This is a genomic window from Oricola sp. (assembly GCF_022763245.1).
Classification (GTDB): Bacteria; Pseudomonadota; Alphaproteobacteria; order Rhizobiales; family Rhizobiaceae; genus Oricola.
The window spans coordinates 1-22,217 of record NZ_JALEGV010000041.1 but is presented as its reverse complement, the minus strand read 5'-3'; the positions used below and the strand labels follow the sequence as shown (position 1 = coordinate 22,217).

The 22,217-nt window shown below is 64.5% G+C and carries 23 protein-coding genes; 22 read left to right on the top strand and 1 reads right to left on the bottom strand.

Going from position 1 to position 22,217, the window contains the following annotated elements:
- Nucleotides 1-27: 27 nt before the first annotated feature.
- From rhaS to MRY80_RS20620, 20 genes are all read left to right on the top strand, one after another.
- Nucleotides 28-1,017 carry a rhamnose ABC transporter substrate-binding protein gene (gene rhaS / locus MRY80_RS20715; protein ID WP_293293100.1) on the top strand — a complete coding sequence of 330 codons (990 nt, stop codon included), beginning with the start codon at nt 28-30 and terminating at the stop codon, nt 1,015-1,017.
- 148 nt (nt 1,018-1,165) lie between these two features.
- A complete protein-coding gene (locus MRY80_RS20710) occupies nt 1,166-2,677 on the top strand; it encodes a sugar ABC transporter ATP-binding protein (protein ID WP_293293098.1) in 1,512 nt (503 codons plus the stop codon).
- Entirely contained in the window at nt 2,674-3,654 is a 981-nt protein-coding gene (locus MRY80_RS20705; RefSeq protein ID WP_293293096.1) for an ABC transporter permease, read from the top strand. The genes MRY80_RS20710 and MRY80_RS20705 overlap by 4 nt, the downstream gene beginning before the upstream one ends.
- Nucleotides 3,651-4,652 carry an ABC transporter permease gene (locus MRY80_RS20700; RefSeq protein ID WP_293293094.1) on the top strand — a complete coding sequence of 334 codons (1,002 nt, stop codon included), beginning with the start codon at nt 3,651-3,653 and terminating at the stop codon, nt 4,650-4,652. The genes MRY80_RS20705 and MRY80_RS20700 overlap by 4 nt, the downstream gene beginning before the upstream one ends.
- 5 nt (nt 4,653-4,657) lie before the next feature.
- Nucleotides 4,658-4,972 (top strand): L-rhamnose mutarotase, encoded by a 315-nt coding sequence (gene rhaM, locus MRY80_RS20695; RefSeq protein ID WP_293294170.1) that lies wholly within the window; start codon nt 4,658-4,660, stop codon nt 4,970-4,972.
- Between the two features lie 3 nt (nt 4,973-4,975).
- Nucleotides 4,976-6,337 carry an FGGY-family carbohydrate kinase gene (locus MRY80_RS20690; protein WP_293293093.1) on the top strand — a complete coding sequence of 454 codons (1,362 nt, stop codon included), beginning with the start codon at nt 4,976-4,978 and terminating at the stop codon, nt 6,335-6,337.
- Nucleotides 6,338-6,620: 283 nt separating this feature from the next.
- Nucleotides 6,621-7,244: a TetR/AcrR family transcriptional regulator gene (locus MRY80_RS20685; RefSeq protein ID WP_293293091.1), complete on the top strand. Its 624-nt coding sequence runs from the start codon at nt 6,621-6,623 to the stop codon at nt 7,242-7,244.
- Between the two features lie 41 nt (nt 7,245-7,285).
- Entirely contained in the window at nt 7,286-8,440 is a 1,155-nt protein-coding gene (locus tag MRY80_RS20680) for an ABC transporter substrate-binding protein (protein ID WP_293293090.1), read from the top strand.
- A gap of 15 nt (nt 8,441-8,455) precedes the next feature.
- Nucleotides 8,456-9,370 carry a branched-chain amino acid ABC transporter permease gene (locus MRY80_RS20675; protein ID WP_293293089.1) on the top strand — a complete coding sequence of 305 codons (915 nt, stop codon included), beginning with the start codon at nt 8,456-8,458 and terminating at the stop codon, nt 9,368-9,370.
- 29 nt (nt 9,371-9,399) lie between these two features.
- Complete coding sequence (locus tag MRY80_RS20670; RefSeq protein ID WP_293293087.1) at nt 9,400-10,380, top strand: branched-chain amino acid ABC transporter permease; 981 nt, start codon at nt 9,400-9,402, stop codon at nt 10,378-10,380.
- Complete coding sequence (locus MRY80_RS20665) at nt 10,380-11,141, top strand: ABC transporter ATP-binding protein (RefSeq protein ID WP_293294168.1); 762 nt, start codon at nt 10,380-10,382, stop codon at nt 11,139-11,141. Before MRY80_RS20670 ends, MRY80_RS20665 begins: the two co-directional genes overlap by 1 nt.
- A complete protein-coding gene (locus MRY80_RS20660) occupies nt 11,134-11,850 on the top strand; it encodes an ABC transporter ATP-binding protein (protein ID WP_293293086.1) in 717 nt (238 codons plus the stop codon). Before MRY80_RS20665 ends, MRY80_RS20660 begins: the two co-directional genes overlap by 8 nt.
- Nucleotides 11,847-12,677, top strand: a complete 831-nt coding sequence (locus MRY80_RS20655) for an SDR family oxidoreductase (protein ID WP_293293084.1) — start codon at nt 11,847-11,849, stop codon at nt 12,675-12,677. The genes MRY80_RS20660 and MRY80_RS20655 overlap by 4 nt, the downstream gene beginning before the upstream one ends.
- Nucleotides 12,661-14,178 carry an AMP-binding protein gene (locus tag MRY80_RS20650; RefSeq protein WP_293293082.1) on the top strand — a complete coding sequence of 506 codons (1,518 nt, stop codon included), beginning with the start codon at nt 12,661-12,663 and terminating at the stop codon, nt 14,176-14,178. Before MRY80_RS20655 ends, MRY80_RS20650 begins: the two co-directional genes overlap by 17 nt.
- Nucleotide 14,179: 1 nt before the next feature.
- A complete protein-coding gene (locus MRY80_RS20645; RefSeq protein ID WP_293293080.1) occupies nt 14,180-14,617 on the top strand; it encodes an OB-fold domain-containing protein in 438 nt (145 codons plus the stop codon).
- A complete protein-coding gene (locus MRY80_RS20640) occupies nt 14,614-15,786 on the top strand; it encodes a thiolase family protein (RefSeq protein ID WP_293293079.1) in 1,173 nt (390 codons plus the stop codon). The genes MRY80_RS20645 and MRY80_RS20640 overlap by 4 nt, the downstream gene beginning before the upstream one ends.
- 201 nt (nt 15,787-15,987) lie before the next feature.
- Nucleotides 15,988-16,683, top strand: a complete 696-nt coding sequence (locus tag MRY80_RS20635) for a sulfotransferase family protein (RefSeq protein ID WP_293293077.1) — start codon at nt 15,988-15,990, stop codon at nt 16,681-16,683.
- 92 nt (nt 16,684-16,775) lie between these two features.
- A complete protein-coding gene (locus MRY80_RS20630) occupies nt 16,776-17,795 on the top strand; it encodes a nucleotidyltransferase family protein (protein ID WP_346433419.1) in 1,020 nt (339 codons plus the stop codon).
- Between the two features lie 244 nt (nt 17,796-18,039).
- Entirely contained in the window at nt 18,040-18,303 is a 264-nt protein-coding gene (locus tag MRY80_RS20625; RefSeq protein WP_293293076.1) for a twin-arginine translocation signal domain-containing protein, read from the top strand.
- Between the two features lie 71 nt (nt 18,304-18,374).
- Nucleotides 18,375-20,183, top strand: coding sequence for a glycosyltransferase (locus MRY80_RS20620; protein WP_293293075.1), 1,809 nt, complete (start codon nt 18,375-18,377; stop codon nt 20,181-20,183).
- Nucleotides 20,184-20,206: 23 nt separating this feature from the next.
- Here MRY80_RS20620 and MRY80_RS20615 read toward each other — a convergent pair whose 3' ends face one another.
- Complete coding sequence (locus tag MRY80_RS20615) at nt 20,207-20,521, bottom strand: PqqD family protein (RefSeq protein WP_293293073.1); 315 nt, start codon at nt 20,519-20,521, stop codon at nt 20,207-20,209.
- Between the two features lie 126 nt (nt 20,522-20,647).
- Between MRY80_RS20615 and MRY80_RS20610 the strand changes: the two genes are divergently transcribed.
- Together MRY80_RS20610 and MRY80_RS20605 are read left to right on the top strand one after the other, a co-directional pair.
- Nucleotides 20,648-21,343, top strand: a complete 696-nt coding sequence (locus MRY80_RS20610; RefSeq protein ID WP_293293072.1) for a sulfotransferase — start codon at nt 20,648-20,650, stop codon at nt 21,341-21,343.
- Nucleotides 21,344-21,601: 258 nt separating this feature from the next.
- The coding region (locus MRY80_RS20605) for a hypothetical protein (protein WP_293293070.1) at nt 21,602-22,217 on the top strand (616 nt) is incomplete at its 3' end.

Below are 22,217 nucleotides of genomic sequence, written 5' to 3'. Positions count from 1 at the left end.
GGAAAATCTGAACGGGAGGAACCCACAATGAAACTGTTGAAATCACTCGCATTGAGCACCGCAGTCGCCGCGACCCTGCTTGCGGCTCCGGCGATGGCGCAGGAGCGCATCGCCCTCGTCGTCAAGACGCTCGGAAACGGCTTCTTCGACGCCGCCGCCAAGGGCGCGGAAGAAGCGGCCGCCGAAATCGGCGGCATCGAAGTCATCTATACCGGCCCGACCTCGGCGACCGCCGAAGGCCAGATCGAGATCGTCAATTCGCTGATCGCGCAGAATGTCGATGCGATTGCGATCTCCGCCAACGATCCGGACGCGCTCGTCCCGGCGCTGAAGAAGGCCATGCAGCGCGGCATCAAGGTCCTGTCGTGGGATTCGGGCGTCGCCGCGGAAGGCCGGCAGCTGCATCTCAACCCGTCCGACACCGACCTGATCGGTGAAACGATCATCAAGCTCGCCGCCGACTACCTGCCGGACGGCGGTGACGTGGCGATCCTGTCCGCCTCCTCGACGGCAACCAACCAGAACGCCTGGATCGACGCCGCCAAGAAGGTGATGCCGGAGAAGTTCCCGAACATCAATCTGGTCTCCGTCGTCTATGGCGACGATGATTCCGTGAAGAGCACCAACGAGGCGAAGGGCCTGATCGCGTCCTATCCCGATCTCGACGCCATCATCGCACCGACGACCGTCGGCGTCGTCGCCGCCGCGCAGGTGGTGACCGACGAAGACCTGATCGGCAAGATCAACGTGACCGGCCTCGCACTGCCGTCCGAGTTCAAGCAGTTCATCGACAATGGCGCCTCGCAGGCCGTCGCGCTGTGGAACCCGATCGATCTCGGCTACTCGGCCGTCCAGCTGGCGCACCAGCTGATCGAAGGCAAGGAAGCCGCGCCGGGCGCGACCTTCTCCATCGGCAAGGTCGGCGAGATCACGCTCGACGACACCAACTCGGCCGCCATGGCCGCACCCTTCCAGTTCGACAAGTCGAACATCGAGGAATTCTCCAAGATCTACTAGGATCTCCCAAGCCTGCCGGCGGCGCCACGGTGCCGCCGGTCGTTTCTGCGGACGCCGGCACGTGTCCGCCGGCGCATCCGCGCATTCGCCCGGCCAGCTTGAAGCTGAACCCGCAAACCGACGAAGCGACGCTCCCATGACACTGCCCATGAGCAAGCCCATCATCACGCTATCCGGAATCACGAAGACGTTTCCCGGCGTGCGCGCGCTGCACAAGGTGGCCCTGGAACTCTATCCGGGCGAGGTCACCGCGCTGATCGGCGAGAACGGCGCGGGCAAGTCGACGTTGGTCAAGACGATGACGGGCATCTACCAGCCGGACGAGGGCGAGATCGCGGTCAATGGCGAGGCGGTCAGCCTTCCGTCTCCGCATGCCGCCTTCCAGCGCGGCATCACGGCGATCCACCAGGAGACCGTGCTGTTCGACGAGATGAGCGTCGCCGAAAACATCTTTCTCGGCCATGCGCCGAAGACCCGCTTCAAGACGGTCGACTGGCGCGCCATGCGCGACAAGGCCCGCGAACTGCTGGGCGAGATCGGCGCCGGCCACATCGCACCCGACGAGCGGCTGAAGGATCTCAGCATCGCCAACAAGCACCTGGTGGCGGTGGCGCGAGCCCTGTCGGTGGATGCCGACATCGTCATCATGGACGAACCGACGGCAGCCCTGTCGTTCAAGGAAATCCAGGACCTTTTCGACCTCATCGACCTGTTGAAGAAGAACGGCAAGGCGATCCTCTTCATCTCGCACAAATTCGACGAGATCTATCGCATCGCCGACCGCTACACCGTGTTCCGCGACGGCGAGATGGTCGGCAAGGGCCTGATCAGCGACACCAGCCAGGACGAGATCGTGCGTCTGATGGTCGGCCGATCGGTCGATCAGGTCTTCCCGAAGACACAGGTCGCAATCGGCGAGGAAATCCTCAAGGTGAGCGGCTACTGCCACCCGACGGAGTTCGCCGACATCGATTTCTCGCTCCACAAGGGCGAGATCCTCGGTTTCTACGGGCTTGTCGGCGCGGGCCGCAGCGAAGTGATGCAGGCGCTGTTCGGGATCACACGGCCGTCGAAGGGCGCCGTCAGGATCTCCGGGGAGGTGGCGATCATCCGCGGCCCGGCGGACGCGATCGAGAAGGGCATCGTCTATGTGCCCGAAGAACGGGGCAAGCAGGGCGTGGTGACCGACCTGCCGATCGTCCAGAACATTTCGCTGCCGTCGCTCGACCGGACCTCGAACCGCAGGGGCTTCCTGCGCCTTGTGGAGGAATTCGCCCTGGCGCGGGAATATGCGACCCGGCTCGATCTGCGCGCCGCTTCGCTCAGCCAGCATGCCGGCACGCTTTCGGGCGGCAACCAGCAGAAGGTCGTGATCGCCAAATGGCTGGCCACCCAGCCGCGTGTCATCATCCTCGACGAGCCCACCAAGGGCATCGACATCGGCTCGAAGGCCGCGGTGCACGCCTTCATGAGCGAATTGGCGGCGCAGGGTCTCGCGGTGATCATGATTTCCTCGGAACTTCCGGAAATCATGGGCATGAGCGACCGCATCGTCGTGATGCGCGAGGGGCGCATCGCCACCGTTCTCGACAACAATGACGACCTGAAAGCCGAAGTGCTCGTCCGCGCCGCCGCCGGCATCACGGAGAAAGCCGCATGAAGGGCATATTGCGCACCCGCGAATTCTGGCTCGCCGTGATCGTCGTGGCGATGATCGCCGCGACGAACTTCCGCTCGCCTGGCTTTGCATCGCCCGCGAACCTCGCCGGCATTTTCAACGACACGGCCATGTTGATGATCCTGGCGCTCGGCCAGATGGCGGTGATCCTGACGCGCTCGATCGATCTGTCCATGGCATCGAACCTGGCCCTGACCGGGATGATCGTCGCTCTGATCAACGCCGCCTATCCGGCGATCCCGGTGCCCGTGCTGATGGTCATCGCCGCACTCTGCGGTCTTCTGCTCGGCGCCTTCAACGGCGCGCTCGTCTGGCTTCTCGGCATTCCCGCCATCGTGGTGACGCTGGGGACGCTGACGATCTTCCGCGGCATCATCTTCCTGATCGCCGGCGGCAAGTGGGTGAACGCCGACGCGATGAGCACTGGCTTCGTGCAATATACGCGCATCGAGGTGCTCGGGCTGCCGCTTCTGACCTGGTATGCGATCGTGATCGCGGCCGCCTTCTTCGTGATGATGACCCGTACGTCGCTCGGCCGGGCGATCTATGCCGTCGGGATCAACCCCACCGCCTCGGTCTATGCCGGCATCGACGTGGGCCGGACGACGTTTCTCGCCTTCTGCATCTCGGGAATGCTGGCCGGCTTCTGCGGCTATCTCTGGGTGTCGCGCTACGTGATCGGATCTGTGGAAGTCGCCAAGGGCTACGAACTGACCATCGTCGCGGCCTGCGTCATCGGCGGGATCTCGATCGCCGGCGGCGTCGGGACGGTGGCCGGCGCATTGCTCGGGGCGCTGTTCCTCGGCGTCATCAATGTCGCCCTGCCGGTCATCAACATCTCGCCCTTCTGGCAGATGGCGATTTCGGGCGCGGCGATCATCCTCGCGGTGGCCCTGAACGCACGCGGTGACAAGCGGGGCGGCCGTCTCATCCTCCGGCAAACGGAGACCGCATCATGACCGACGTTACTCCCGAAGCCCGCCACATCCCCGACAGGCTCGACAGTCCGCTGCGCGCCGCCATCCTGTCCTGGCCGGCCCTGCTCCTGGTCGTCGCGGTGGGCCTGTTCGTCGCGAACTCGTTCCTCTCGCCCTATTTCCTGTCGCCCTGGTCCCTGTCCGACGCGACGTTCAACTTCACCGAGAAGGCGATCATCGCGCTGGCGATGGCGCTCCTGATCATTTCCGGAGAGATCGACCTGTCGGTAGCGGCGATCATCGCGCTCGCCTCGACCATGATGGGGCTGGCGCTGCAATTCGGCGTCGGCACGCCGGGGCTGGTCGTGATCGGCATCCTGACGGGCCTGTTCTGCGGCATGTTCAACGGCTTCCTCGTGACGCGCCTCGGCCTGCCGTCGATCGTCGTGACCATCGGCACGATGAGCTTCTTTCGCGGCATCTCCTTCATCGTGCTCGGCGACCAGGCCTTCAAGGGCTATCCGCCCGCATTCGGCTTCTTCGGCCAGGGCTATGTCTGGTGGGTCGTTTCCTTCGAATTCGTCCTGTTTCTCGTCTGCGCCGTCCTGTTCTACGTGCTGCTGCACCGGACGAATTTCGGGCGGCATGTCTTCGTGATCGGCAACAATCCGATGGCGGCGCGGTTCTCGGGCGTCCGTGTCGAGCGGGTGAAGTTCATCCTGTTTTGCCTGACCGGGCTGATGTCGGGCATCGCGGCGGTTCTGCTGACCTCGCGGCTGGCATCGACCCGTCCATCCATCGCGCTCGGCTGGGAACTGGAGGTCGTGACCATGGTGGTGCTCGGCGGCGTCTCGATCCTCGGCGGCTCCGGCAGCATCCCCGGCGTCGTGATCGCCGCCTTCATCATGGGGCTGGTCACCTTCGGTCTCGGCCTGCTCAACGTGCCCGGCATCGTCATGTCGATCTTCATCGGCGCGCTGCTGATCTTCGTCATCGCGCTGCCGATCGTGTTTCGGATGATCAGGGAGCGACGGGCATGAGCGCATTGGAGAAACACGGCTTCAAGATGACGCTCAATCCGGGCATGGCGGCGGAATACAAGCGCCGTCATGACGCGATCTGGCCGGAACTCGCCGAATTGCTGCGCGAGGCCGGCGTCAGCGACTACTCGATCTTTCTCGACGAGGACACCAACACGCTGTTCGGCGTGCTGTGGCGCCGCAAGGACCACACGATGGCCGACCTCCCGAACCATCCGGTCATGCAGCGGTGGTGGGCGCATATGGCCGACATCATGGCGACGAACGAGAAGAACGAGCCGCTGGCCGAGGATCTGCGGCTCGTCTTCCACATGGACTGACGCATGACAGAGCCGCGGCACGTCGCCGTCATCGACATCGGCAAGACCAACGCCAAGCTGGCGATCGTCGATCTTGAGGACCTGAAGGAGATCGACGTCCGCAAGCGTCCGAACACGGTGCTCGCCGGACCGCCTTATCCGCATTACGACACCGACGGCCTCTGGGACTTCATCGTTTCGGGGCTGGCGGATTTGCGGCGCACCCATGCAATCGACGCCATCACGGTGACGACCCACGGCGCGTCCGCCGCGCTGCTGGACGGCGAGGGAGATCTCGCAGCCCCGGTTCTGGACTACGAGCATGACGGGCCGGACGCGCTTTCGGAGCAATACGACGCGGTCCGTCCGGATTTCGCCGAAACGGGGTCGCCGCGTTTGCCGATGGGCCTCAATCTCGGCGCGCAGCTCTACTGGCAGTTCGAGACCTTTCCTGAAATCCGCCGCAAGACGAAGACTGTCGTCACCTATCCGCAGTATTGGGCCTTCCGGCTGACGGGCAGGGCAGTCAACGAGGTCACTTCGCTCGGCTGCCATACCGATCTCTGGTGCCCGCGCGAGAATCGGTTTTCGTCGCTCGTGGACAAGGCCGGCTGGGGCGGACTGATGGCGCCGCTGGCGCGCGCTGCCGACAGTCTCGGTCCTGTGAAGCCCGATGTCGCGGCAGCAGCGGGCCTTGGCGCCGACACGCCCGTCTATTGCGGCATCCACGATTCCAACGCATCGCTCTATGCGCATTTGGTGTCGCGCGCGGCGCCCTTCGCGGTCGTCTCGACGGGCACATGGGTGATCGCGATGGCGATCGGCGGCCGGGAAGTCGAACTTGATCCGGCCCGTGACACGCTGATCAACGTCAACGCGCTGGGCGATCCGGTTCCTTCGGCCCGCTTCATGGGCGGCCGCGAATTCGACCGCATGACCGCCGGCTTTGCGCATGGGCCTGACGAGGCGGATGTCGCGGCCGTGCTGCAGCGGGGCGTGATGCTTCTGCCGTCGGTGGAGACGCGCTCCGGCCCGTTCCCGGGGCGGGCGCATCGCTGGACGGTCGAGGAAGCCTCGCTGACCGACGGCCAGCGATTCGTCGCGGTCTCCTTCTATCTGGCGCTGATGACGGCGACCGGGCTCGAGATGACCGGCGCGCAAGGCGAGGTGCTGGTCGAGGGGCCTTTTGCCGACAATGCGATCTATCTCGACATGCTGGCGGTTGCGACGGGCCTGCCGGTGAGCGCGGTCGCGGGAACCGGCACCAGCATCGGCGCCGCTTTGCTGACGACCGGCGGAGGTTCCGGCCCGGACCGAGGCGGCACATCCAGCAGAGGCCGACCCGGCTTGGACGCGTATGCGCGGAGATGGCGTCACAGCCTGTGAGCGCCGGCAGGGCGGTACGGTGCCCGACGATCACGGGCGATTCACAGAGTTCAAGCACCTGATCGGTGCGAATGACTGCGTGGCATCACGCGGTGCGGTCAATTCCGCCTCTTGCCTCCGACTTTCATTCCCCTGATCGGTCGTTCTTTCCGGACCGGGAAGCACGCCCTTGAATCGTCACGTCGCGTCTCGATGACGTCCTGTCGGATTGTCCGCTTGACTCCAGCTTAACGCGCGTTTAGTAGATTACTGAACGACCGTTAAGCACGCTGGGGAGGCTAGGGTGGCTGCTGCGTTGAAGAGCCGGATTTCCGAGGATGACGATCAGAATGAACGCGGTGCGAACCGGCGTGACCTGATGCTCGAAACCGCTTGCGAGCTGATCTACGAGAAGGGCTATGCCTCGGCGTCGATGCGCGACATCGCCAACGCGGTCGGCGTGACGCAGGCGGCGATGTATTACCATTTCGCCAACAAGGAAGAGATGCTGTTCGCCCTGATCAAGGGGTTCAACGACCAGCTTCTGGCCGTCATCACCGGGGCGATGTCCGCGTCGGGCGACCCGGCCGAGGGACTTCGCGGAACGATCCGCGCGCACATTCTCCTCGGCCGCTCGCATTATCGCGAGTTCAAGCTGATCAGCGAGGACAAGCGGCATCTCAGCGAAAGCCACGCCGAAGAGCTTCGGCTGAACGAGCGCACGATCTTCGGTCTCTATCGCGATCGCATGGCCGAGATCATCGCGGCGAACGGCATCACCGGGCGCGATCCCGCCGTGTGCGCGTTCAACACGCTCAGCATGATCAATTACGTCTTCAACTGGTACCGGCAGGACGGCCGCATGTCGCTTGAGGACATCGCCGACCAGACCGCCGCGTTCGCCATCGGGGGCCTGACCGGTTCCTAGGCCCCGGCAGCGGGGTTTTCACAACAGGGAGGAGAAGTGACATGAAATCTGCAAGGATAGTAGCCGCGCTTGCCGCGACGAGCACGGCGGCGCTGATCGCCGGGAGCGCTCTCGCGCAGGACGGCGACCCGATCAAGCTGGGCGCGCCGCTGATCCTCAGCGGACCCGGCGCGTTCGCCGGCGAGGCCAGCAAGCGCACGCTCGACATGCTGGTCGAAGACGTCAACGCCGCCGGCGGTATCGACGGCCGGCCGGTCGAGATGGTCTATTACGACACCGAGGGCAAGCCGGACGTGGCCGTGCGCGTCGTCAACCGGCTGGTGAAGAGCGACCGCGTCGATGCCGTCCTCGGACCGATCGCGAGCTGGGAGGCCGTGGCCGTCAAGCAGGCCCTGGAGCGGGCCGGTGTGCCGACGCTGATGCTGTCCGCCACCCGCGCCTCCGTCGATCCGCAGTCCGACTGCATGTTCAAGCTGCCTGTCGACGACGCCATCGTGGTGGCCCGCCTCTACGAATATGCCAAGGCGCAGGGCTGGACGAAGGTCGCGGTCATTTCGAGCCAGGACGGTTTCGGCGACGGCGGCCACCGGGAACTCGTCGGCCAGGCCGAGGCTGCCGGGATCGAGATCGTCTTCGACGAGCAGTTCTCGATGGAGGAAACCGACCTTGCGCCGCTTCTCAACAAGGTCAAGCGCAGCGACGCGCAGGCGCTGATCAACTGGTCCTCGTCACGCGCGCCGGTCATCGTCACCAACACCTATCGCCAGGTCGGCATGGAGATCCCGCTCATCCACAGCCATGCGGCTCTTTCGCCGGCGGTGCTGAAGGGGACCGGCGAGAACGGCGAAGGCATGTTCGCGGCCGGCGCCAAGTTCGAGGCAGGAGACAGCCTCTCCGACGACGACCCGCAGAAACCGGTCATCCAGCAATACCGCACGGCCTATGAGGCCAAGTTCGGTGACGCGCCGAACCAGTTCGGCGCCGGCGCCTATGACGCCTTCAAGGTGCTGACCGCCGCCATCGACGCGGCGGACGGTACGGACGCCGACGCGGTCTGCAGCGCGATCGAGGCGACCGACGGTTATGTCGGGCTCGGCGGCATCTACAGCTACGCCGATGACGACCACGCCGGGCTGGGGACCGATTCTGTCGTCGTCTACACGGTGTCGGGCGGCAACTGGCAAGTCACCCGCTAGGCGAAGGGTCCAAGCATGTCTTCGATGATCCTCGTTGATCTGATCCAGATCGTCATGACCACGCTGACGGTGGGCAGCATGTATGCGCTCGTCGCCGTCGGCGTGTCGCTGATCTACAATGCAACGGGGGTTATCAACTTCGCGCAGGGCGAATTCGTCATGCTGAGCGGGATGACCGTGGCGAGCCTTTACGGCACGCTGGGCTGGCCGCTGCCGGCGGCTGTCGCCGCCGCTCTCGTCGTCGTCGTGCTCTACGCGGCGCTGCTCATGGCGATCACCAGCGCGTTTGCGGCGCGGATCTCGCTGATCGGCGTGCTCATCATCACGATCGGCGCGTCCATCGCCACCCAGGGCGCCGCCGCCCGGATCTGGGACAGCGACACGCATCGCTTCCCGCCCTTTTCCGGGGACGACCCGATCCGCATCCTCGACGCGACGATCACGCCGCAGGCGCTCTGGATCATCGGCGTCAGCGCGATCTGCATCGCCGGGCTGATCTGGTTCATGCGATCCACCATCACCGGCAAGGCGATGCGCGCATGCGCGCTCGACAAGGCCGCGGCGACCATGGTGGGCATTCCCGTGCGCACCACCATTCTCCTGTCCTTCGTGCTGTCCGGCCTGCTTGGTGCGGCGGGCGGAATCGTGACCACCCCGCTGACCACGATTGACGCCAATGGCGGCATGCTGCTGGCGATCAAGGGGTTCACCGCCGCGATGCTCGGCGGCATGGGCAGCATCCCCGGCGCGTTGCTCGGCGCGCTGCTGATCGCGCTGGTGGAGACCACCACCGTGACGTTCGCCTCCGGCGCCTACAAGGAACTGCCCACCTTCACGATCATCATCCTTGTGCTTCTCCTTCTGCCGCGCGGCCTTGTCGGCGGACGTCACGAGACGGGTCTTCATCATGATGACCTGACTCGCACGTGACCGCCCGCTGCGTGAAAGGAGCCCGCCCCATGTCTGTCGTCGCCACGTTGAACAAGAACCCCGTCCGCAGGAACACGGCTCAGGTCGGCCTGTTCCTGATCGCCATGCTGCTCGTGCCGGTGGTTTTCGGCACCGGTTACTACCTCAACATGATGATCTTCATCGCCATTCTCGCCCTGCCGGCGCTCGGCCTTTCGCTTCTGAGCGGGCTTGCCGGCCAGCTCGCGATCTCGCATGGCGCCTTCTTCGCCATCGGGGCCTACGGTTCCGCGATCCTCTCCGCCCGGGCCGGCTTGAGCCCGGTTCTGTCCACGCTTCTCGCCCAGATCCTCGTGGCGGTGATCGCGGCGGGAATCGGCGCGGTCGTGCTGCGCCTGCGCTCCCACTACCTGGCGATCGCGACGCTGAGTTTCGCCATCATCGTCGAGCTCGTCATCGAGGAATGGCGCGGCATGACCGGCGGCATGCAGGGGATGCTCGGCATCCCGCCCATGGGCCTCTTCGGATACGAGGCCTCCAGCGACGTGCAGTTCTACTATGTCTACTGGCCGATCACCGCGCTGATGCTGCTCTTCGCCCTGAACCTCGCCTCGTCGCGGATCGGACGGGCCCTGCGCGCGATCCGAGAGGGCGAACCCATCGTCAGTTCGCTCGGCATTCACACTGCCGGCTACAAGACCGGGATCTATGTCGTCTCGTCGGTCTTCGCCGGGATCGGCGGCGCGCTCTACGCCCATTTCGTCGGCTTCGTCACGCCGGCCACGGGGTCGATCATGTTCGCCATCGAGATCATCATGGTGCTGGCGCTGGGCGGTTTCGACCGGCTCTGGGGCGCGCTGATCGGCGTGGCGCTGATCACCCTCCTCAACGAATACGCGCTCGGTTTCGCCGACTACAAGAAGATCATCCTGGGCGTCACGCTGATCGCCGTGATGCTGGTCTTCCCGCGCGGCCTGCTGCCCGGCCTGATCGATCTCGCCCGCCATCGCCGCATCGCGAGGGCCGCGTGATGCTCAAAGTGTCGTCGCTTGAAAAACGCTTCGGCGGCCTGACGGCCCTGAAGGATGTGCATTTCTCGGTCACGCAGGGCCAGATCAAGGCCGTGATCGGCCCGAACGGAGCCGGCAAGACCACCCTCTTCAACCTGATCGCCGGCACGCTGAGGCCGACGGCGGGCGACATCCGGCTGGACGGCGAAGCGATCGCGGGCCTGCCCTCCTCCAGGATCGGCATGGCTGGCATCGCCCGCACCTTCCAGCAGCCCCAGGTCTTCACCTCGCTGACGATCCTGGAAAACGCCATGCTGGGCGGCCACCGTTATCATCGCGGCGACTTCCTCTCCTGCGGCCTCGGTCTGAGACACACGCGACGCGAGGAAGAGAAGCTGCGCGAGCGGGCGGAGAAATGGCTCGAATTCGCCGGCATCGGGGACATCGCCCACCGCAATGCCAGCGAACTGCCGCTTGGCCAGCAGCGCTATGTCGAGATCGCCCGCGCGATGGCGACGGGAAGCAAGCTGATCCTGATGGACGAACCGGCGGCGGGACTGGACGACACCGAAACCCGCGAGCTCGGTGACATGGTCCGCGCGATCAGCGAGAGCGGGACGACCGTCCTCCTGATCGATCACCACATGGATTTCGTGATGAGCCTCGCCGACGAGGTCCTGGTGCTGAATTTCGGCGAACGGCTGGCCGAAGGCACGCCGCACGAGATCCAGAATTCGCAAGTGGTCATCGACGCCTATCTGGGGACCGACGACGATGCTTGAACTTGTGAACCTGTCCGTTTCCTACGGCAACATCAGTGCCCTGAAGGGCGTGTCGCTCAAGGTCGAGCCGGGCGAGATCGTCGCCCTGATCGGGTCGAACGGGGCGGGAAAATCGACGCTGATCAAGGCCTGCGCCGGGCTGGTGCGGCCGACGGCCGGAGAGATCCATCTCGGCGGCACCAACCTGCTGCGCGAGGCGCCGCGCAGGCGCGCCGCGCTGGGCATGGCGGTGGTGCCGGAAAACCGCCGGCTCTTCGGCGAAATGTCGGTGCGCGACAACCTGCAACTGGGCGCCTACAGCCAACGCCACGATCGCAAGGCGATCGCGGAAGATCTCGCCGAGGTCTTCGAACTGTTCCCGCGCCTTGAGGAACGGCAAAGCCAGCGCGCCATGACGATGTCGGGCGGCGAGCAGCAGATGCTGGCGATCGGCCGGGCGCTGATGAGCCGCCCTAAACTCGTTCTCATGGACGAACCCTCCATCGGGCTTGCCCCGAAGATCGTGTCGCTGATCTTCGGCGCGATCAAGCGAATGCGGGAGCACGGCATCACCGTGTTGCTGGCCGAACAGAACGCCGCCGCCACGCTCAAGATCGCCGACCGCGCCTATGTCCTCGAACTCGGTCGGGTGACGATGAGCGGCAAGGCGCTGGAGCTCTGGGAGACGGACAAGGTGCGCAAACTATATCTTGGTGGAGAAGCCGCATGACGAACAAAGTCGCCCTGGTGACCGGGGCCGGTGGCAGCATCGGCAGCCATGTGTGCGAGGCGCTGGCGAAGACCGGCTTCGCCATCGCCGTCAACGACATCGATCCGGCAGCGGCCGCACGCACCGTGACGGCGCTGACCGATCTGGGCCATGGCGCGCGCGCTTTCACCTCCGACATTTCGGACCGTGGCGCCGTCGATGCGATGGTGGACGAGATCGAACGCGACTTCGGCCCGCTTGGCGTTCTCGTCAACAATGCCGGCGTGCCGGGGCCGTTCTCGCTTCTCGTCGATCTGGACGACGACGTCTGGGACCGGACGCTGCGCGTGCATCTGACCGGGTCGTTCTACCTGATCCGGGCGGCCGCGCGACGCATGGTCACCCGCAGGTCGGGCCGGATCGTCAGCGTCGCCTCCGTCGCCGGCATGCGCGGCACGGTCGGAAGCGCCGAATACGGCGCGGCCAAGGCTGGCATGATGAACCTCACCATGACCGCGGCCAAGGAACTGGCCCCTTACGGGATCACCGCGAACGCCGTCGCTCCGAGCATGGTCGGCACGAGGGTCAATCGCGAACTGGCGGAAAGCGGCAGCCGCTTCATTTCGACCGCGCTGGAGGGCACGCCGGACGGCGAACTTGTGGACCCGGCGGACATCGCGGCGCTGGTCGCCTTCCTGTGCAGCCCGGCCGCCCAGCGGATCAACGGCGTGACGCATCCGATCGACGGGGCCTCCACGCTGGAAATGGCGACGGACGGCTACATGCGCCGCAGCCTCGCCAAGCGCTCGGCATTTCTCACCGGGATGAATGATGACGCATCTGCATGACATCCTGACCGGCGGGGTCGCCCGCCACGCCGACCGTGTGGCGGTGATCTTCCGCGATCGGAAACTCACTTATGAGCAGCTTCTGCTCGCCAGCCGGATCATGGCCGCCGCGTTGCGCGCATCCGGCTTGCGCCCGGGCGACCGGGTGGCGCTTCTGGACGAGAACAGCCTGGAATACCCCGTCGTGGTCTTTGCCGTGTCGCTGATCGGCGCGGTCTTCGTGCCGGTGAATTTCCGCTATTCCCCCGACGAGGTCGCCTATGTCGTCAATGACAGCGCGCCGCGCCTGCTGCTGGTCTCGCCGGATTATGAGGCGCGCGCCGAACAGGCGTCCGCCCGGTTCAGGACCGATACGCGCATCGTCGCGCTCGAAAGCGCCGAAGCCCTCCTGGCGGGGTCCGTGCCGCCGGCGCGCGTCGCAGACGACAGCCGGGATGCGCCGGCGATGATCATGTACACCAGCGGCACCACCGGGTTTCCCAAGGGGGCGCTCATCTCGCATGCCGCCTACCTGGCCAATGTCGAGGCGATCGCCAATGCCGGCGAACTGACCGGCGACGACCGGCTTCTCGTCTCGCTTCCGCTGTTTCACAATGGCGGACTGATCGCGCTTCTCATGCCCGCGCTCAGCCGCGGCGCGCCGGCGGTCATCCTGCCGCGCGGCTTCGATCCGGACCACGTGATGTCGCTGGTCGAACGTCACAGGATCACGGTGACCATGTGGGTGCCGACGATGCTCGCCATGATCCTGGAGGCGGGCGCGACCGAGCGGCACGACGCAAGCAGCCTGCAAAGAATCTGGTACGGTTCCTCGCCGATCGCGCCGGAGTTGTTCGCCCGCGTGCGCGCAGCGTTCGGCGCGAGGCTCTACCAGTTCTACGGGATGACCGAGACCGGCATGACCGCGGTACTGACGCCCGACGATCACGCCATCCATCCGCAGGGCACCGGCAAGGCGATGGCGCCTGCGACGCTGCGGATCGTGGACGGATCTGGCGCCGACGTGCCCGATGGCGCCGTCGGCGAACTGATTTCCAAACAGGCGCCTCTCGGCATGCTCGGCTATCTCGGCAACGACGAGGCGACGCGCGAGACAGTGCGCGACGGCTGGATCCACACCGGCGACATGGCGCGCAATCTCGGCGACGGCTATTTCCTGCTGGTCGATCGGAAGACCGACATGATCATCTCCGGCGCGGAGAACATCTATCCGCGCGAGATCGAGAACGTGCTGACGGCGCATCCGCAGGTCGCCGAGGCCGCGGTCTTCGGAATCCCCGATCCGGTCTACGGCGAAGCCGTCTGCGCGGCCGTCGTCTATGTCGAAGGCGCCGACCTTCGGGAGGCCGACCTGATCGCGCATTGCGGCGAGAGGCTCGCCGGATACAAGAAGCCCAAACGCGTCATTGCGCAGGATGCGCTCCCCCGCAACGCCGCCGGCAAGGTGATGAAGACCGTGCTGCGCGCCCCCTTCTGGCAAGAGCGGGAAAGGGCGATCTGACATGACCGACAAACCTTCGCTAGCGGGGCTCGCTCCGCTCCGGCCAGGCATGTTCCGGCTCGACGCGAATGGCGAGCCGACGGGTCTCGTCGCGGGACGCTGCAGCGGCTGCGGCCGCGTGACCTTTCCCGCCCGGGCCGGCTGTCCGCATTGTCCGCCCGGAACGCCGGTCGAGGATCACCTCCTGTCCGGCGACGGCGTGGTCTATGCCGCCACGACGATCCGCCTGCCTTCGGCGCTCGGGCATCCGGCGCCATATTCCTACGGTTACGTGGACCTGGCCGCGGACGACACCCGCATCTTCGCGCCATTGGTCGGCGAAAAGGGGCCAGCGGTGTCTGTCGGCGACGCCGTCCGTCTCGTCTTCTTCGAAATCCCGGCCAAGGCGATACCGGGCACACTCGGCTATGGCTTCGCTGTGCAGGAGAGCCGTTCATGACGCGCTCCGCACCCAGCAGCGCCTTCGTCGCCGGCGTCGGCATGACGGCTTTCGGCAAGCATCCGGACCGCAGCCTGATCGATCTCGGCGTCGAAGCCGTGCAGGACGCGATGGCGGATGCCGGGGTCGTTCCGCGCGACGTTCAGGCGGCCTATTGCGGATCGGCCATGGCGGCGTTGGTGCAAAAGGAGACGGGGGTCGGCCAGTCGGTCCTCATGCAGCTCGGCATGGGTCGCATACCCGTCGTCAATGTCGAGAACGCCTGCGCCACAGGCGCGACCGCGCTGCACCTCGCCTGGCGCGACGTCGCCTGGGGCATTCACGACGTCGTCCTCGCCTTCGGCGTGGACAAGGCCGTCATGCCGAAGGGCACCGTGCTCGAAGCCGGCATCGCGCAGGTCGAGGCCCAGCTCGGCGACATCTTTCCGGGCACCTTCGCACTGATCGCCAACCGCCACATGACGACCTACGGCACCACGCCGGAACAGATGGCGCAGGTTTCGGTGAAGAATCACGACAATGGCGCCCTGAACCCCAAGGCGCAGTTCAACAAGCCCGTGACGCTGGACGAGGTGCTCGCCTCGCCGATGATCGCCGACCCGCTGACGCTGTTCTCGTGCTGCCCCAACAGCGACGGCGCCGCTGCTGCCGTTGTCTGTTCGCGCGCTTCGCTGAAGGCCCGCAGCGCCGAGGGTGTCGAGATTGCCGCCTCGGTCCTGGCTTCCGGCGACTACGAGCCCCTGCGCGACATGACCTTCTGGGAAAGCGAACGGCATTGCGCACGATCGGCCTATGCGGCCGCGGGGATCTCGCCCCGCGAGGTGGATCTCGTCGAGGTCCATGACGCCTTCACCATCTCAGAGATCGTCCATTGCGAGACGCTGGGCTTCTGCGCCGCGGGCGAAGGCGGCGCCTTCACCGCCAGCGGAGAAACCGCGCTGACCGGAAGCATTCCGATCAACCCGAGCGGCGGTCTCCTCGCACGCGGTCATCCTCCCGGCGCGTCCGGCCTGGCGCAGATCTACGAGATCGTCCAGCAGCTCCGGGGCACGGCCGGAGAGCGCCAGATCCGGTCGGCGGAGACGGGGCTTGCCCAGATCATGGGCGGAAACAAGGGAAACGACGCACAGGCCTGCGCCATCCACATCCTGAGGAACACGGTCGCCTGACGAGGCGGGCCGGTCGCCTCCTTCGATACTTGTTCGGTTCCTCGATCGGCGGTGTTACACTCGAAGGAGCACCGAACGTGATTGACCAAGATGAACCAGTAGCGCCTATGCCCGATGGACGGTTGCCATGATCAATCGCGCCATCCGGACGGTGGCGATAGAGAGGGGAGATCGGGGCTCTTGATGTGACGCTCCTGCGGCATGATCTCTCACCATCACAGATGCGTCTTCATTCACATTCCCAAGACGGCCGGGCAGAGCATCGAGCACGTCTTTCTCACGCAGCTCGGTCTGACCTGGAAGACGCGTGAGGCCCTGCTGCTGCGGCGCAACGACCGGCCGGATCGCGGTCCGCCGCGGCTCGCGCATCTCAAATGGCATGAATATGTGTCCTGCAATCACATGACGCAGGAGCAGTTCGAGGCCTATTTCAAATTCGCCTTCGTGCGCGATCCATGGGCGCGCGTGGTCTCCATGTATCGGTATTTGGGTTTCGACAAGAGGATCAGCTTCCGTGAATTCGTCCTGCGCGAATTCAGGGGCCGGATCTGGCGCGACAGGCACTGGTTCGTGGCACCGCAAAGCGATTTCATCTGCGATCCCGGGGGACGCCCGATGGTCGATTTTGTCGGACGCTTCGAGAACCTTGAAGCCGATTTCAACAGCGTCTGCCAGAGGCTGGGCATGCCGCTGAATGAGCTGCCGCATGTGAACGCCTCCCGGGACCAGACGTCCGGAGCGCCTTCGCGGACATGGCTGTCCCTTGGCCGAGGCAAACAGCATAGCTCGCCGCGCCCGGCGACGTTCCAGGACTATTATGACGAGGAGACTTGCGCCGCGGTCGCGAGGCTCTATCGCAGGGATGTCGAGATCTTCGGCTATACTCCGCCCGTCTGATAAAGGGTTGCCTTTGGATCGGCGCGGTCCGATCGTGCATTTCGCGGCCCTTGCGGACAGGATGGCCGGCATTCGATGGTCAAGGGTGGCTGATGGCACAGTATCGAAGGCACGGATCGATCGTGGATCGGCTGATCCTCCTTTCCGATCCCGAGAGGCAGGACCCGTCACCGGGCGTCGGCATGGGTGCCGGACGGTTGAATCGCCTCCTTGTGCTTGCCGAAAGGCACGGCGTGCTCGGTCCGGTTCTCGCCAATCTGCAACGGCCTGACGAACCGGCGGCACAGGCCATGTTCGACGCCGCGGTGTCCCGGCACAACGCCGCCATCGGCCTGTGTCTCATGCTGCGGCAAATGGCGGTGTCGGTGATGGACGGCGTCAACGCCGCCGGCGTTCCCGCCACCATCGTCAAGGGCCCGGTCTTCGCTCGGCATCTCTATGCGAAACCGTCCCTGAGGACGTATACCGACATCGATTTTCTGGCGCGCGGTTCGGGGCTGGACTGGGTGCGCGACGGCCTCCTCGCGCGGGGGCTCCGGTCGGATGGCGAAATCGACCCGTCGGCGCGCGAGTGGAAGTTCTACAGTCCCGATTACCCCCACATGGCCATCGAGGTGCATAGCGATCTCATTCATTCGCGGAGCCTGGGCACGCAGCTAAGACTGACATATTCGGACATTGTCGAGGGTGACGATCCCGATTCAGTCTCTGCGCCGGCGCCCCTCCTCACTGTGGCGGCGGTTCACGGCGCGGCGCACCAGTTCGACCGGCTTCGCCAGGTCACCGACATTGTCCAGGCCGCAAGACACCTGACCGATGCTGCCGACGAACGGCGTCTGCAAGACATCGCGGAGAAGACGGGCACCCGGTTCGCGATCGTGGCAGCGCTGAACATTGCGGGACACATCTATGAAGACCGTCGATGCCATGAGATTGCGCAGGCCCTCGGGCCGATCGATCGCGGGAATCTGATCCCGAGGCTGATCAGCGGGACGGTGGTGGTCGCCATGCAGCAGCGCTCACGGACGATCCACACATGGCGCCGGTCAGTGTTACGGGAAATGCTGAAAAAGGATCGATCCTTCGCCGCAAATTCCGCGACCCGCGCATGAATGCGTTACAAGGGCGACTGAACACAGCGCGCGTGTTTATTTGGCTGGATGGTCGCGGAAGCCTGTCGCCATTAATCGCCCAGGGAAATTACTTGCATGACAAGATTCGGGTTGAAGTCCCCGGGTGCGCTCTCTAGAGTTCCTGATACTATCTGTTGGCTGCGGGCCAGGGGAATTACTACAGATAGAGCTTGGCGTTCATGCCAGGGAAACAGTTCACTGATAGGACACGGGCGGTCAAATCATGAATGACAAGAACAATCCCACACGTCGTAGAGTATTGAAGCTTGGCGGGGCTGCCGGCGCTGCTGCCGTGACGATCGCGCTGCCCGAGACATGGACGAAGCCCGTTGTCCAATTGATCGCCGTTCCCGCGCACGCCGACGCTTCCCCGGTTGGCCCGACAACGCCAAACCCCACGACATCGGAGGATCCGACAACGACGACGTCGACGACCGAAGAGCCGACGACGACAGAGGAGTCGACGACAACGACAGAGCCGCCGTAAGGGCGATGCCGTCTGATGTGACCGTTTCATCGATCCGCTCCAAGATCGATCTCTAAGGCACGATGCATCCGATGTCCTCGACCGGGAACACAACGGCTTTCGTCTTGCTCGACCGTTCGGTCGGCGTCGAATACCCGGCGTCCCTCGGTCAGGACATCGAGTTGCTTTTCGGGCGAGGCGCTGGTCCGGCGATCGGGGCTGGAACCCCGCGTGTCGTGCTGACTGAAAGCGTGCCGGGCAACTACCATCTGACGTCGCCCTTTGCCGCGCCGCGTCATGATCTCAAGCGGGGCGAGGCGCTCACCTGGCTTATGGAAGAGATCGTTCGGGCGCTCGTCTTTGACCTCGAAAGCGGTGTCGCGCTTCACGCCGGGGCCGTGGGGTTGCGGGACAGGACGATTCTCGTGGCCGGCCGCAGTGGTGCGGGGAAGACGTCGCTCGTCGCCTGGCTGGCCTCGAACGGCTTCGACTATCTTTCGGACGAACTTGTCGGGCTGAACGGGACGGGAGAGGTAGCGCCGTTCTTCCGGCCGCTCGTCGTCAAGCCCGGCACGCGGGATCATGTCGCTGCTCTCGCAATCAGCGAATCTGCTGGCGCGATCGAGGCTAATGACAACCTCCTCCTGGCCCCGTCGCTCTCACCGCCATCGCGTGAGGCGAGGCAATGCGGCTTCATCGTCTTCGTGAACTTTGTCGCCGAAGCCGAATTGTCCATGCGCCCGCTCAGCGCCGCGCAATGCGCGGCCAAGCTGATGGAGGCCAATCTCAATTCCAGGAATCTGGAGCACGCGGGCCTTGAGCAACTCAAGGCGATGGCACTCGCGACGCCGGCGGTCAGCCTGCGCTACGGTCGCTTCGACCAATTGGCGGGCACGCTCGACCAGCTGCTCCGGGTGGTCGTCGGGGGCGGTTGGTCGGCATCGGAGAGCCGGAAGTTCATCTCTGCTCTCGGATCTGACGCGCCCGCCTTGCCGGGCCCCAAGAACCCGCCGAAGCCGCCCCGGCCGATCCCCAAGGCGAGCGAACGGCGCTTCGAGGGCCGGAAGCTGACGATCGGCATGGCCACCTATGACGACTATGATGGCGTCTATTTCACGCTTCAGGCGCTTCGCCTCTACCATCCCGAGATCGTCGATGAGGTCGAGTTCCTGGTCGTCGACAACCATCCCGACGGACCCCACAGCCAGGCCCTCAAGAAACTGGAGGGCCCAATCGACAACTTCCGCTACGTGCCGTTCGGCGAGTGGTCCGGCGGTTTCGTCAAGGGCATTGTTTTCGAGCAGGCGTCCTGCCCCTATGTTCTGTGCATGGACAGTCATGTCCTGGTCGTGCCGGGCGGAATCCGCCGGCTTCTCGACTACTATGCCGACCATCCGGACAGCGTTGACCTCCTGCAGGGGCCCTTGGTGTACGACGATCTGGCCAAGGTCGCGACGCATTTCAACCCTGTCTGGAGCGGCGGAATGTTTGGCCAATGGTCCAAGCCGGAGCCACGCGATGACCTTGGCCGCCAACCGTTTGAAATCGGGATGCATGGGCTTGGTCTTTTCTCATGCCGAAAAGCGGCCTGGCCGGGCTTCAATCCTGCTTTTCGCGGCTTCGGCGGCGAAGAGGGCTATCTGCATGAGAAGTTCCGACAGGCCGGTGGACGCGCATTGTGTCTGCCGTATCTCGGCTGGGTACACAGGTTCGGACGACCGGCCGGCGCGCCCTACCCGAACCGTTGGGAAGACCGAGTCTTCAACTATGCGACCGGCCATGCCGAACTTGGCCTGCCTGCGGCCGAAATGGAGAACCATTTCAAGGAGCTTCTCGGCGAGAAATTGGCGGAAAGGCTCCTCGCAAGGGCCAGGAACAGGCTTGCCGACGCCACTGACTAGCGCGGATCACGCGGGGGCTGCGATCAGTTTTGCGCGTCAGCCTGCGATGGTTGGGATGCCGGATCCTTCAGAACAATGATCCGCGCGCTCGACATATGCGCGATGGCGTCGACGATGTCGCTTTCGATCTGTGAGGCGAATTCGGGATATTCCGCGATCAGGAGCGTCAGGATGTCCTCAATCGTCCTCTTGCCGTCGCACAGGTGCCAGATCAGCGTCGCGGTCTCGCTGAGATAGACCGTGCGCTTGCGATGGCGATCATACACGACTGCCTCGTCATCCAGAACCTCGGAGTAGACGCCTTCACTATGAGTTGGCACCATATGCGGATCGGGCATGTTCACATCCAATAGATTCAGACTTTACTTCCCAACCCGGAGAGTTTCGGGCCAGTATGGTCTCCCGCCGGAACGCTTTGTCCGGGCCTCCAAGTTCATGTACGGACCATACGATATTTTCTTCACATGACCATACAAAGCTACCTCGAAAGCGATGGCCTCGCCCGATTTCCGTTCGTCTTTATCGTCACGTTCGGCCGCAGCGGCTCGACATTGCTGCAGGGCATGCTCAACGCGATCGACGGATATTGCGTCAGAGGGGAAAACGACGGCGCGCTGTTTCATCTCCACCGCGCGGCCTCCGGCGTGGAGCGCGTGCACCGCGTCTGGGCGAAGGCGGGGGTGGTTCCGACCAACCCCATGTTCGGGGCCGACCAATATCGGCCGCATGAACTGGAGCGGACCCTGGTCGACGCATTCTTCAAAGATGTCCTGAACGTGCCGGCCGGAACGCGGTGCTGCGGGTTCAAGGAGATTCGCCACACGATCCAGAACATGAAGGACGATGCCTTCGAGGCCTATATGGACTTCGTCGAACGCGTCTTTCCAGGTGCGGCCTTCATCTTCAACATCCGCTCGGTCGATGACGCCTCCAAGAGCAATTGGTGGGGCAAACAGAATCCCGAGCATGCGAAAAAGGTGCTCTACAACGCGCGCCGGCGTCTGGAGAACAGGGCGCTGAAGTCCGAGCGCTCCCTTCTGTTCAGCTATGACGCATGGATGGAAAACCCCGACTACGCGCGGCGGCTGTTCGATTTCCTGGGGGAGCCATATGACGCCGGGATGGTCCGGTCGGTTCTCGCGCGAAAGCACAGCTTCTGAGCCGCGCAGGTCGCCCGGGATCCGTGGCGCCTTGCCCCGGGGAGAGCGAGAGGGCTGCTCCCTTGGGGAAGGGCAATGCCGGCTCTTTGAGCGTTTTCCGCCTATCTGCAGTTGAAAGGGCAAGATTTACATGCCCTTATGCCTGTTCAAGACCGGATATTCGATTCGGCTGGGCGACAGGTTTCGGGGTGAGGAATGGTGAAGGTGACCCGCGGGGGGCGGACTTCCTTTCGCAAACATGTTGCCGTGACGACGGCTTTGACGGGGGTTTTCCTCTCCGGATACGGGTCTCGCAGGGCAATGGCCGGCGGCTGCTACTACTCCGCCGTCACGAGTACCTATCTGTGCTCCAGCGCTGAAAACGCGGCCACCGACGTGACCCAGGTGCTCACCGGCGCGCCGCTTGTCATCACCACCATAGACGGCTTCGGCATCGACACCCGATCGAGCGGCGGCGACGCGCTCACGCTTTCGGGCACGGGCGGGCTCACATTCACCGACGCCTACGTGTCCCAAATCTACGCCGACGACACCGGCATCAACGCCACCAACGACGGCAGCGGCTCGCTGAGCGTCACGAGCACGGGGTTTGTGTCCGCCAAGCGCGAAGACGCGATCTTCGCCAGCAACGGGGCGGATGGCGAAGACCTGACCATCGAAGCCTACGAGCTCTATGCCGACGATTATGCCGTCAATGCCCGCAATTACGGCAGCGGGGCGCTGTCCATCACCACGACCGGGACGGTGGAGGGCAACCACGCCATCTATGCCCTGAATTACGGCAGCGACCTGACCGTCAACACGATCGACGTGACCGGCTATGACGGCGCCATCGAGGCGATCAACAAGGGCAGCGGCCTGCTGTCGATCGAAT